This window comes from Bacillus sp. FSL M8-0063, from assembly GCF_038005545.1.
Classification (GTDB): Bacteria; Bacillota; Bacilli; order Bacillales; family Bacillaceae_G; genus Bacillus_A; species Bacillus_A wiedmannii.
The window spans coordinates 141,308-154,329 of the sequence record NZ_JBBOTJ010000001.1 but is presented as its reverse complement, the minus strand read 5'-3'; the positions used below and the strand labels follow the sequence as shown (position 1 = coordinate 154,329).

13 protein-coding genes are annotated in these 13,022 nt (G+C 35.1%); 5 read left to right on the top strand and 8 right to left on the bottom strand.

What is annotated here, in order from left to right:
* Window positions 1-3: 3 nt before the first annotated feature.
* From MKX31_RS00710 to MKX31_RS00695, 4 genes are all read right to left on the bottom strand, one after another.
* On the bottom strand, window positions 4-867 hold the full coding sequence (locus MKX31_RS00710; RefSeq protein ID WP_222661585.1) for a DNA-3-methyladenine glycosylase family protein: 864 nt from the start codon (window positions 865-867) through the stop codon (window positions 4-6).
* 59 nt (window positions 868-926) lie between these two features.
* On the bottom strand, window positions 927-1,709 hold the full coding sequence (pdaA, locus tag MKX31_RS00705) for a delta-lactam-biosynthetic de-N-acetylase (RefSeq protein WP_064477249.1): 783 nt from the start codon (window positions 1,707-1,709) through the stop codon (window positions 927-929).
* Between the two features lie 125 nt (window positions 1,710-1,834).
* Window positions 1,835-3,355 (bottom strand): class I fumarate hydratase, encoded by a 1,521-nt coding sequence (gene fumA, locus MKX31_RS00700; protein ID WP_222661586.1) that lies wholly within the window; start codon window positions 3,353-3,355, stop codon window positions 1,835-1,837.
* Between the two features lie 206 nt (window positions 3,356-3,561).
* Window positions 3,562-3,744 carry an SE1561 family protein gene (locus tag MKX31_RS00695; RefSeq protein WP_000513547.1) on the bottom strand — a complete coding sequence of 61 codons (183 nt, stop codon included), beginning with the start codon at window positions 3,742-3,744 and terminating at the stop codon, window positions 3,562-3,564.
* 213 nt (window positions 3,745-3,957) lie between these two features.
* Between MKX31_RS00695 and yfkAB the strand changes: the two genes are divergently transcribed.
* Window positions 3,958-5,085 carry a radical SAM/CxCxxxxC motif protein YfkAB gene (yfkAB, locus tag MKX31_RS00690; RefSeq protein ID WP_000156029.1) on the top strand — a complete coding sequence of 376 codons (1,128 nt, stop codon included), beginning with the start codon at window positions 3,958-3,960 and terminating at the stop codon, window positions 5,083-5,085.
* A 71-nt stretch (window positions 5,086-5,156) separates the two neighbouring features.
* On the opposite strand, the gene MKX31_RS00685 is transcribed toward yfkAB, so the two are convergent.
* Together MKX31_RS00685 and cax are read right to left on the bottom strand one after the other, a co-directional pair.
* Window positions 5,157-5,954 (bottom strand): YfkD famly protein, encoded by a 798-nt coding sequence (locus MKX31_RS00685; protein ID WP_033662157.1) that lies wholly within the window; start codon window positions 5,952-5,954, stop codon window positions 5,157-5,159.
* 81 nt (window positions 5,955-6,035) lie between these two features.
* Complete coding sequence (gene cax, locus MKX31_RS00680) at window positions 6,036-7,091, bottom strand: calcium/proton exchanger (protein WP_064477247.1); 1,056 nt, start codon at window positions 7,089-7,091, stop codon at window positions 6,036-6,038.
* 179 nt (window positions 7,092-7,270) lie between these two features.
* On the opposite strand from cax, the gene MKX31_RS00675 reads away from it, so the two are divergent.
* The 3 genes from MKX31_RS00675 (at window position 7,271) to MKX31_RS00665 (ending at window position 8,573) form a co-directional block, all read left to right on the top strand.
* Window positions 7,271-7,687, top strand: a complete 417-nt coding sequence (locus MKX31_RS00675; protein ID WP_048559739.1) for a pyridoxamine 5'-phosphate oxidase family protein — start codon at window positions 7,271-7,273, stop codon at window positions 7,685-7,687.
* Between the two features lie 154 nt (window positions 7,688-7,841).
* A complete protein-coding gene (locus MKX31_RS00670; protein WP_064477246.1) occupies window positions 7,842-7,988 on the top strand; it encodes a BH0509 family protein in 147 nt (48 codons plus the stop codon).
* 156 nt (window positions 7,989-8,144) lie between these two features.
* The gene (locus MKX31_RS00665; RefSeq protein ID WP_000100307.1) at window positions 8,145-8,573 is read left to right on the top strand and encodes an EamA family transporter; all 429 of its coding nucleotides are present in this window, start codon (window positions 8,145-8,147) and stop codon (window positions 8,571-8,573) included.
* Window positions 8,574-8,584: 11 nt separating this feature from the next.
* Here MKX31_RS00665 and MKX31_RS00660 read toward each other — a convergent pair whose 3' ends face one another.
* Window positions 8,585-9,178: a DedA family protein gene (locus tag MKX31_RS00660; RefSeq protein WP_048559737.1), complete on the bottom strand. Its 594-nt coding sequence runs from the start codon at window positions 9,176-9,178 to the stop codon at window positions 8,585-8,587.
* 429 nt (window positions 9,179-9,607) lie between these two features.
* Here MKX31_RS00660 and MKX31_RS00655 point away from each other — a divergent pair, with 429 nt between their 5' ends.
* On the top strand, window positions 9,608-12,370 hold the full coding sequence (locus MKX31_RS00655; RefSeq protein WP_064477245.1) for a tetratricopeptide repeat protein: 2,763 nt from the start codon (window positions 9,608-9,610) through the stop codon (window positions 12,368-12,370).
* A gap of 41 nt (window positions 12,371-12,411) precedes the next feature.
* On the opposite strand, the gene lepB is transcribed toward MKX31_RS00655, so the two are convergent.
* The gene (gene lepB / locus MKX31_RS00650) at window positions 12,412-12,948 is read right to left on the bottom strand and encodes a signal peptidase I (RefSeq protein ID WP_064477244.1); all 537 of its coding nucleotides are present in this window, start codon (window positions 12,946-12,948) and stop codon (window positions 12,412-12,414) included.
* Between the last annotated feature and the right edge of the window lie 74 nt (window positions 12,949-13,022).

The following is a 13,022-nucleotide window of genomic DNA, read 5'->3' as shown; positions in this document are numbered from 1 at the left end:
CCTCTACTCTATACTTTTCCATAAATATAACGCTGCATAACTGCAGTATGGTTCACACTCTTGTTTCACTTTTTCTAAAAATGCATCATCAGGTTTATCATCTAATTGAAATACACCTTGCACTGCACGCTGAATCCCAATGTCCGCTTTCGGAAACATATTTTTCCGTCCAAGCCCAAACATTAAAAAATTTTGCACTGTCCATGTACCAATCCCCCTAATTGGTAACAATTGTGCGGAAACCTCTTCATCCGCCCTGGTTTCTATACTCGCTAAATTTAATGTACCGCTGACAATACTTCGACCTAACCCTACTATATATTCAGCCTTTCGCTGACTAAACTTCTGCTCTCTCAATTCTTCTATTGAAATATTTGCTACTATTTCTGGAGTGGGGAAAAAGAATACACCGTTCTTCTCTGTTCCATATCGTTTCACAAACTGTTCTGTTAACACAGTAGCAAATTTCAAATTTATTTGTTGATGAATGATACAGCGAAGAAGACAAGCAAAATAATCAAACTCTAAAATAATTGGAGTATAAGCATATGTTTCAAATAGTGGACGTAATGATGTGTTTAAAAAATGATTTTGTATATCTTGAAACGGTTCATTCCAATGAAAAATGGCCCTCATTCGTTTCATGACTTTCTCTTGATCTCCTGCCTGACTAGAGATCCAAAACTGTGGATTTTGAACAGTACCAATCCCTTGCAAGCGAACAACAATCTGTTCCTCGTCTATACAAAGCGGGACATAAATGACTTTCTCATCTAATTGAATGACGTGAAGAGGATCAAAAGATAAACGTTTTAATACCTCTTCAAAATGATACGGATACTCTAACGTAACATGTTCGCTCCACATACGTTTCCCCATCCTTTTTACACATCATTATAGCATGAGAAAACCGCAAGCATACATGCTTACGGTTGATTGCTTTTTACTAAGTCATCTAGACTTTTAAAATGATACCCTTTCTCGCGCAAATCATCAATGATTTTCGCAAGTGCTTCTGCATTATCTTTCGAGATTGCATGAAGTAATAAAACAGATCCTGGATGAATCATCGTCATTACATTATTATGTGCATATTGCCATCCTCTTTGCTCATCCACTTTCCAATCCAAAAATGCAAGTGACCAAAATACATTATAATAGCCCATTTCTTTCGTAAGAGCTAACGTTCTTTCGCTAAACACACCTCGCGGCGGACGTACATATTTTACTTCCTTTTGCCCAGTTACTTTTTTAATTTCTTCTGTTACACTCGTTAATTCCTCACGAAGTTTCGCATCATTTACCGTTGTAAAATCAGGATGACTCCACGAATGGTTTCCAATAATATGTCCTTCATCCTTCATTCTTAATAACAAATCTTTTTGTGTTTTTATATAATGACCCGTTACAAAGAAAGTTGCCGGTACTTTTTTCTCTTTTAATACGTCTAAGATTTTCCCTGTGTATCCATTCTCGTACCCATTATCGAATGTTAAATAAATATCTTTTTTCTTTGTATCCCCTAAATAAAACCCACCATTTTTTTGTAGTAATTCTGTATATAGCTTCCCTGCATCTGGTACTGTTTCATTTTTAGGACGCGGGATTCCCCAGTTATGTGGAGTATTTGTATAAGCTAATGTTGAAACTGGAACAAGTGCCATCATAATTGAAAAAATGAGACCGATATATAACCATTTATATTTCATAAATAGTCTCCTTTCCATATATAATCGTACTTGTAGTTTCTGTTGCCGTGCATTCTTTCATGCTGAACATATTTTTCTATATATACCAAAAAATGCATCTCGAATGATTCGAGATGCATTTTTGTTTACTTAAATACTGGCTCTTTAAAGCTAGCTAATTTTTCAAGTGATGTTTTATCAACATCTGCATGTAAGCTATTACCATGAGCATCCATCGTTACAACCGCTTTAAATCCTTCGATACGTAAATGCCACATTGCCTCTGGAATACCAAATTGTAAGAAATCAACATCTTTCACTTCTTTAATACATTCAGCATAATATTGCGCTGCACCGCCAATTGCATTTAAATATACACCACCATGCTCTTCTAAAGCCGCTAATGTTTTCGCACCCATACCACCTTTTCCAATGACAGCGCGAATACCGAATTTCTTCATAATATCGCCTTGGTACGGTTCTTCACGAATACTTGTCGTTGGACCTGCCGCTTTAATTTGCCAGTTTTCATTTTCATCTTTCACGACAACTGGACCACAGTGATAAATAACTTGTCCTTTTAAATCTACTGGACAATCGTTATCCATTAAATGCTTATGGATTGCGTCACGACCTGTATACATCATGCCATTAATTGTTACAACATCACCAACGCGAAGTTCACGAATTTGCTCTTCTGTAATTGGTGCTTGTAATACAATCTCACGTTGCTCTGTTTTTTCTTGTGCTTCTTGCTGAAGTGTATCCTCACCTTCTTGATATAGCCAATCCATAATTTCACCTGTTTCAGGATGGATTGTTACGCCAAGACGGCGATATGCCCAGCAATTATACGCAACAGATACGTAGAAACTAGCTGGCAGACGATTATACACGCCAATTTTACAACCAAGTAAAGTTGTTTCTCCACCAAATCCCATCGTACCAATACCAAGCTTATTCGCCTTTTCTAATACGTACTCTTCAAGTTTTTGTAACTCTGGTACTGGATTGACATCATCTAATGTACGGAATAATTGATTTTTTGCTAATTCGTAACCTGATGTGCGGTCTCCCCCGATACCAACACCAATTACACCTGCACTACAACCTTGACCTTGCGCTTGATATACAGCATGAAGAAGGCATTTACGAATTCCTTCTAAATCACGACCAGCGCGTCCAAGTCCTTCTAATTCACACGGTAAGCTATACTGTATATTTTTATTCTCACAGCCACCACCCTTTAGAATTAAGCGTGCATCAATATAATCTTTTTCCCATTGTTCAAACTTAATAACCGGTGTACCTGGTCCTAAATTATTTCCACTATTGTCTCCAAAAAGAGAATCAACAGAATTGGGACGAAGTTTACCATCTTTTGTCGCCCGCTCAAGCGCATTATAGATAGCTTCCTTCAACTTTAATTGATTCACACCAACTGGTGTATAAATTTTAAACGTTGGCATCCCTGTATCTTGGCAAATTGGCGAGATGTTATCATCAGCCATTTTAATATTATTCGTAATTGTGCCAAGTGCCATCGCAGAACGAGTCCCTGAATTTTCTCGTTCTTTCGCTTGTTGAATCGCACGACGAACATCTTTCGGTAAGTTCGTTGACGTTTCAACAATTAGTTGATACATGCTTTCTTGAAGCTTTTCCATTGTTACTTCCCCCTCAATTGTGAACGCTACCAAAACGTTATGAGCTGAAAATTCCATTGTTATGCTCTTCAGCTTTTTATTTGTTTCACGCTATTAAAGCATAAATGAAATTTTTCACAACTTGATTATACCTTTTTTTCTACCGTCCTTCTATTATCCATACAGAAAAAGGCTGCCAATTTTGCATTGGCAGCCTTTTTAATATATTATTCGTCTTTTTTAAATTGCTCACATTTTAATTCTAATTCATCTAACATCGCAAGAAGACGATCTACATCCTCTAACTCTACTTCTTCAGGTTCAATTGTATCAATTACTTCAATGAACATATTTAAACGTTCTTTTAAATATACTAGTTGTGAATCTTTATCTTCAATTGCTTTTCCCATGAAGGCACTCTCCTTTTAATTCGAGTTGCTTTTATTATACCGCAAAAATGATTGCTATGGGCATGAAATTTCATCAATTTTATCACAGTCATTCATTCAAATGTAAGCCCTCTCTCTTTTTTCACAAAAAAGTTTCACTTTATAAAAAGTACATATTCTTCTATTATAGAGAATGGACAAATTGTTATTTCAATAGTCAAAGGAGTATTTCATATGACGATATCACAAAAAATGAAGCCGATTACTCCTTCTTACGATCCATGGGAAGCGTATATGGACCTTGAAGAGTACGGCAAACTACTATTAACAAACGTTGAGTTTACAACGACAACGTTATGCAATATGCGTTGCGAGCATTGTGCTGTTGGTTACACATTACAGCCGAAAGATCCAAATCCGCTTCCGATGGAGCTTTTATTAAAAAGATTAGATGAGATTCCTCATTTACGTTCTTTAAGTATTACTGGCGGAGAACCAATGCTTTCAAAGAAATCCGTCGACAACTATGTAACACCACTCTTAAAATACGCCCATGAACGAGGCGTTCGCACTCAAATCAACTCAAACTTAACTATAGATTTAGCACGTTACGAACAAATTATTCCTTATCTAGACGTATTGCATATATCCCATAACTGGGGAACAATTGATGACTTCGTTGAAGGTGGATTTGCAATGATGGAACGTAAACCTACTTATGAACAACGTGCAAAACTATTTGAACGAATGATTACAAATAGTAAAGCTCTATCAGATGCAGGTGTACTCGTATCAGCTGAAACGATGTTAAACAAAAGAACTCTACCACATATTGAACATATTCATCGTCAAATTGTCGAAGAGATGGGCTGTAAACGTCATGAAGTTCACCCGATGTATCCGAGTGATTTTGCGAGCAATCTAGAGATTTTAACAAAAGCTGAAATTCGTGATGCAATTGAGCATTTACTAGAAATTCGCGATGAAAATGTATGGATGTTATTTGGAACTTTACCTTTCTACGCTTGTAGCGATGACGAGCGAGACATTGCCACATTTAAGAAATTACAAGAAAGCAAAAATGTAACAGTTCGTAACGATCCAGATGGTCGTTCTCGTTTAAACGTCAACATTTTCGATGGAAATATTATTGTAACTGATTTCGGTGACGTTCCCCTTCTAGGTAACGTACAAACAAACACACTACAAGAAGCGTATGACAAATGGAGTGCTTCAAAAACAGCACAATCATTAAGCTGTCACTGTCCTGCAGTAAAATGCCTTGGACCAAATGTTCTTGTAAAAAATAGCTACTATCCGACAGAAGATTTCTTATCAAAAACAGCAAACATAACATTTTAAAGTTGAACCAATTGCCCACAACTAGCGGGATAAATAAAAACGTCAGCTTATAAGCTGACGTTTTTTTCATATTATTGCGAGTGAGAAGATGAAATGAATTTAAAATATAAATGATCATGAATTGGAATCGCCGCTCCAATTCCTTGTGAGGTAATATTTTTCACTACAAGCCTCTTTTGATTTCCTTTTAACACAAGGTACACTTCTCCAAACGTTACTTTTCCTTTTTCATTTACTGCTGGTGTATAAGCGTATAAATATCCAAGTTGACTCGGACTAATATTATACACACGCTCATGTCCAGTACCATAACCAATGGTCGTTTTAAATGAAAGCGGCAATTGTACTTTTTCAAGTGCTTTGAGAAGCATCATTTTTTTCACATCCGCAGTATTTTTCATATCTGCTGTTAAATCACCTTCAACCGTTTTTTGCGTTTCTTGCTTATAGCGTAGCGGATATAAGCGATCTCCTCCGCGATTATCGTACACATTACGATTTACTTGTTTATATTCCCAATTAATCGATGTATCAACCGATTCATAATTTAAAGCCCATTGACCTAAATAAATCTTCGCTCGGTACCCTACCGCAAGCGGAGCATTCGAAATTGTCGTTTCATTAAACATTCGAATTAAGTCCGGATTTTCAATTTTAATATTTGCTGTTTTCAATAGTTCTTGAGCAAACTTACTCGGTTGTAAGCGCGGCAAATCTTGCGCATCATTTGGAAACGTATTGTCTTTAGAAATATTTAAAACAGATGAAGGCATTTTTGTTTCTACCGTTGTCTTTGCAAAACTCATGTTAGGAAATAATAGAATAAACGAGACCATAGTTGAAAGACATATGCTGTATACTCGTTTCACCTGTCTGGCTCCTTCCTACGTAAAGGTATATATACTACTTTGTTTATTGTTTTCTCTCAATACAATTGTTATGCCTATTTTTCATAATAAATAAAAACCAATTCCCATAATGACATACGCTGCTAATAACGTACCGCCTTCAAACCAATTTGTATCTCCATCATTTGAAATCGCAATTGTTAAGAAAACAGCTGTAATCATAGAAACAAGTTCTGGTATTGTAAATACTAAAGGCATCCTTTGCGTGAATAACATAGAAAGCAGTACTAATACAGGAGCAACAAACATGGCAATTTGTAACGTAGAACCGACTGCAATTTCAACTGCAATATTTACTTTATTTTTATACGCCATAATAATTGCAGATGCATGTTCCGCTGCATTCCCAACAATTGCAACGATAATAACTCCTATAAATAACTCTGACCAACCAAATGACTTTGCAACTGTCTCAAATGTATGCACGAGCGCCTCTGACACATACGCTACCGCAATTGTCGCTATTGCTAAAATGAGTAGTGCTTTACCTTTCGACCACTCTGGTTCTTCCTCATGAGCGACTTCATCACTTTTATGCTGATATACACCACGATGCGTAACTAACTTAAATAGCAATGCAGCAAGGTACATAATAATCATAATAATAGACACACCGATACTTAATTGATACGTCTTTCCAGCATCCATCTTCATTGAAAAAATCTCTGGAATAACAAAAGCTACTACTACAGCAAAGATTAATAAAGCTGAATTATGCCTTGCATCATACACATTAAAACTTTGTCTTTTGTATTTAAGCCCTCCTATAAAGAAGGATAGCCCTCCTACTAATAATAAATTTCCAAGTACAGAACCCGTTAATGAGGCTAACACCACTTCAATTAATCCCGCCTGAAGTGCAAAAATGGAAATGATCAGTTCAACAGCATTACCGAAAGTAGCATTTAATAATCCGCCTATTCTAGGTCCAGAGACAATTGCCAAACTTTCTGTCGCTCTGCCCATAAAGCCTGCTAATGCGATAATCGTAATACAATACACAGCGAACATAATTGTTTGAGGCCAATGAAGCGTTTTTCCAAGTACAGAAAGTGGTACCCCGATTAGCGCTACTATAAGAAATATTTTATTAAACATGCTTTTCATCCTTCCATCGTATGTATTTCTCCTCGATATTATTATTATTCTTCTCCTAACTTGTCCGATTTCATCACAATTACGTTTAAAAAATCGGATTGAAGAAAACAGTATAAAAGATATTCAAATTATCTTGTTTAAACGGAGAAAACAATAAATTATGAACAGGGGTTAAAAGCATGCATTTAAAAGAAAAAATTGAAACTATTATTTGTGGTCAACGAACTGGTGTATTATCTACTGTACGTGAAAATAAACCTCATAGCGCCTTTATGATGTTTTTCCACGAAGATTTTGTGTTATATGTTGCAACAGATCGGAAATCAAAAAAGATAACAGACATTGAAAACAATCCAAATGTCCATGTACTACTTGGACGAGAAGGAAAAAAATTAGATGAAGATTATATTGAAGTTGAAGGCTTAGCTTCCATCGAGGAAGACTCCACATTAAAAAACAAGTTTTGGAATAATAGCTTAAAACGCTGGTTACTTGGTCCTGAAGACCCTAATTACGTATTAATAAAAATCAATCCTGACACAATTTATTACATCGATGGTGCTGGTACGACGGAGCCCGAGTTTTTACGACTATAAAACAAAACAAGCCCCCTTTAGGTGGGCTTGTTTTGTCGAAAAGTTCTTCTAAAAAAAACAATAAAATAGGTGGAACTTCCTAAAGATTCTGTTATATAATAGCAGTAACTTAAATAAACTGTATTAAAACAGGTTGAGGGGAGAAATAAAATTGATGAAAAGAGAAGAACGCAAAAACATGATTGAGTTTATTGAAAAGAAAAAAGGGATTGAGCGTGATGAATTATTGTTTATGACAGACGATGAAGTAGAACATATTTATAATGTAACGTACTTTTTCTATGAGGAAATTGCAGAGTAGTATAATAGTCCCCACCTTATTAGCAACATAAGGTGGGGATTATTTCGTTATTTATTCCGCTATTTACGGGGCGGTAAAATCCCACTGATTAAAGTTTCATTTTATACGTGAGAATGGTTTTCATGTATAATAATGTAAGATTGGAGGAATTTTACTATGAGTTCATGGCTCTTATTCGCACTATTATCAGCAATTGCTGCTGCCCTTGTATCTATTTTTGGAAAGATTGGTTTAGATGGAATCGATGCCAATGTTGCAACAACGGTTCGTTCTATTATTATGGCATTATTTATGGTGGGCGTTATTATTATCCAAGGTAAATTTCAAAATATCGGCGATGTACTGCTAAATAAAAAAGCACTGCTCTTTATCACATTAAGTGGGGTTGCAGGTGCTTCGTCATGGCTATTTTATTTTCTTGCCCTCAAAACAGGGAAAGTTTCACAAGTGGCTCCTGTCGATAAATTAAGCGTCGTATTTTCTATCATTCTCGCGATGATTATACTCGGTGAAAAGTTAAACTTTATGACTGGCGTTGGTGTAGTCTTTATTACAGCTGGTGTATTATTTATTGCTTTCAGCTAAAAAAACCGCTATTAGCGGTTTTTCTTTTTCTTTATATAAAACCATACAATACATGTAACAACTACTGAAATGCATAAAATCCATATTCCGTAATGATGTAGACTATACTCAACGAAACGCCACTTCTCTCCTAACTTCCAGCCAAGTCCAATAAAAACACTTATCCAAATAAGCGCACCACCGTAAGCGTACAAACAAAAACGCCAAAGTGTTAAATTCGACATCCCAGCAAAATAGGCTGTTAAATGACGTACTCCCGGGATAAAGTAACCAATCATTAAAAGAAAGGGGCCATACTTTTCAAATAAAATATGCGTTTTTTCAATGTGATGTTCTTTAATTCTAATCTTCGGTCCATATTTTTTTAAAACAGGGAGTCCAAGTTTTAAACCTAATATGTAGCTTAATGTAATACCTAACATCGCACCAGCCATCCCGCTTAAAAAAGCAGCAGTTCCTGACATAACTCCTTTAGAAACATTATAACCAACGAAAGTCAATAAAAACTCGTCTGGTATCGGTAATCCAACAATTCCACCGGCCAACGCTATAATAATTCCAAAATACCCATAATGCGCGATTAACTCGCCAATATGTTGTTCCATTCGGAAAACACATCCTATGCACGATCGTTATTCCACATTGTGCCCTTTCTATCTTCCAGACAAACATGGTATACATATTCACTATACATTGTTTTTATAATGAACTCTACTTCTATCCATTCCTTTAGCAGGAAGAAAGTGAACCATTAATTGTGCGCCGAACTCCCTCCTACTTCCCTTATATTCACCGATTTTTGAAGCGCTAGTCTTACTACCCACAAATGGCGGGATTAAAAAATAAAAATTCATATGCTTGTTTTTTTGTTACAATAAAGGAAAGTTACTTTTCGCAACGGTTTAACTCTCAGGAAAAATGATATATCCAGCAAAAACATAGTTTGGTCGATATAATGCAACTTCTACCTATTAAAAGAACATACACCCTTTACATACAACATCATTTTTCTAAATTATACAGGGGGAACGAACATGACCATTGAAAATCAATTTATCCAAAAGGTTTACTATAAAACATTTTTAACAGAAGAAACTTCTACTCCAGTATCAGAAGTACTCGGTGAAGCATATATAAATGAATCCACAAATGAATTCTCCAACATTTCTAATATCCGCTTTGCTCAAGGTGAATTTTATTACCAAAATAAAGACTTTGAAGCAGCGATATTTAAATGGGAGAAAGTAAATAACGAACTTGCACTTTGGGCAACCAAAAATATTGCAGATTCTTATTTTGAACTAGGATTCTTGCCAAAAGCAGAAGAAATTTATCAATCTATTCAAACGGAAGATACAGCTCTTACAATGGAAGTTTCCTTACAACTTCTTTCTCTTTACATCGAACAAGATCGTTTAGGTCTAGCATTTAAGACGATTAGTGAGGCTGTTGCATTTCAACCTGACTATCCAAATATTACTGCAATCGCTCGCTCATTCTATGAAAAACAAAAAGATTGGAATAATGCTATCGAGCTTGCCGTTCAAGAAGGAATTCGAACAAAATCGTTACACTGGTTCGATACTTTAATCAATTATGTGAATCAAGGATTCACGAAACAAATCAAACCAGAATATTTCTATGAATCTTTAAAAGCTTTATATGCCATTGATCAAGTCCAATTTAAAGAACTTGTTATTGCGCTTTGGAACAGCTATCAAAATGAAAACTTGCATCTCCCTTGGGTTCAAACAATAAATCATTTATTCTTACATATTGAAACAGACAACAATGACGATTGGCATGAAATTGTTGAACGCTATCAAAATACGTACTTTGAGTTAATTACTGGTGAGCATTTCATGCATGAAATGCAGGGACTTGTACCAGATTTATTAACAAATTGGTTTAGTTTAACGAAAGCAAAAGATGCCCTATTTGTCTCTGCTGCAGTGTTAGCATGGAATGAAGTTTCACCTACAACTTTAGAGTCATTACTCGTAAAAAGTGCTGGAGCCCTACTTTCTAATTCAACAGCTGAAACAAATGTAAATATGGAAACAGTTTCTCATTTATTCGAAACAATTGCTGTATGGGCTGAAAAAAATGATGTGGATTTAAGTCATCAATTTACGTTACTCGTTCACGAACTGTGTGATTTAAATGTTACACAATTACTAATAGCGGGAACTAGTGACCATGATAAATCATCATTCATCAATTCAATATTAGGAGAGAACATCTTAACTAAGACCTTAACAACTCCTATTCTATTTAAAGATGATAGCCAAACTGAAATAACAGAATTCACTGCGCTAGATGTACACAATATACCGAACTTTGATGAATTCCATCAAATAATGGCTACATCTTCCCAGTCAGAACTTGAGAAAAAATGTATAGAAATTAAGTTACCGAGTAGATTTTTAAGAAAAAATAAGTTTGCATTTCTTGTTACACCATCCATTCAAGGGCAAGTGGATAAAAACAGCTCATATTTTGAATACTTACAAGCAGCAGATAGCCTTATTTACGTATTAAATTCTGCTTCACCATTACATGGTGAAGAACTTGATACATTACTTTATTTACGGGAACAAGTGCCAAATTTACAAATTCATTTCGTATTACACACAAATAATACGACCAATAATGAAAAACTAATGAGTAAGATTAAAGTCCATTTCCCAAATGCACAGTTCTTCCCATACTCTCCTTCACAAGAGAGTAGCCAACAACTTGGGGACGTGACAGAGTCTATTCTTTCTAATTTGGCAGAACGTAACATGGAACAAGAACGTATAGAAAAACTAATATGGTTTACTCAAAAGACAATCGCATACCTTGTAAATGAACGTGTGGAGTTAGAAAATACATTAGTGAAATCAGTACGCTGGAATAAACATATCTCAGTTAAATTAAATGGATTTATTAACAACCTTACTGCTCTTGAAAAAGATAAAATTCGTTCTATTACAGAATCTTATCTTTTAACGAAAGAAGAAATCACACGAGATATCCATTCTCAAATCCCTGAATTATTACAGAGTTGTTCTGACCTTGTTCAAGAAGATAGCGACTTCAAATTAGTTCATGAAGAATTAAATACTGCGATGAACGAACGAGTTCAAAAACATGTACAACAAGTGCTTCTTCCTAAATTTACTGGTTCTATTCAAGAGTGGATTGAAACAGCTCATAATGAATTTATTCAAGCTCAATCTTATTTAGATGAAATGAGTGAAACGTTTAATAAATTATATAAAGAAGAACGCATGAAACTTCCTTGCGATTTCAAATTACTAGATGATTGGCATCGAGATGTTGTACGTATGACAAATCGAATTACAGTATCGAACATCAATATTTTATTACGCTTTACACCGACACAATTTTTCTTAAAGAGTGCGGGAAAACTATTTGGTAACATGCAAAAAAATCAATCTATGCTCGCAAACAAATATAAACAATACATTGAAACGGAAGATTATACGGAAATTGCTCAAACAATCTCAAAACAATTCTTCCTTCAATTTGAAGTATTTGAAGGCGCATTAGAACGAGATATCATGATGTTCTTTAAAGATCCACTTAGCATACTGAAACAAAATGTAGAATCAGCTCAACTTGAAATACAGGAAGACGAGCAAACATTAGCAACGTTAAGAAGCAACCCAGAAACTTATCACGATCCGTTAGCATTCTTTAAACTGCAACTATTACAGCACAAATTCGTTTTAAGTACGAACAAAAACAATGAAAACATCTATGAATTTAATGAGTCTCCTACGATTTAACATAAAAAACCAAGCAAATGAAATTTGCTTGGTTTTTTACTTTAATTCATTATTTTCATATGTTCAAATGGATAATAAATCGCCGCTAATTCTCCCAATACATCTTCTCTATCAATAAGTCCCAAACCATTTCTACTATCTCTGCTTATTAAGCGATTATCCCCCATAACAAAAATCTTATTTTTAGGAATTGTAATTGGTCCAAAGTCCTCTGTTAAATTCATAAGTTTTTTTTCAGCTTGTTTTTTATTACTATACAAATACGCTTCCTGTATCACTTCATGATTCACATATAATTGATCATTTCTCACCTCAATGACATCACCAGGCAAACCAATAACCCTTTTCACATAAAAATTATCCGTCTTCACAACAATAATATCTTCTCGCCCATAACTTTCAAATTGCTTTGCTAACTTATTAACAATCAGCTTATCCCCATCTTGTAACGTTGGCTTCATGGATGCTCCTTTTACAGTCGTAGGAAAAAACAAAAAGATTTTTGCCAAAAACACCAACAAACATGCAATTGCAATTGTTCCAAAGAATTCACGCAAACGTTTTTTCTTTTGCATCATTCCACCATCTCATCATCTTTTTACTTTTATTATAAGGACTTCAACTGTATAATTTCCACAAAATTCTGAATTGC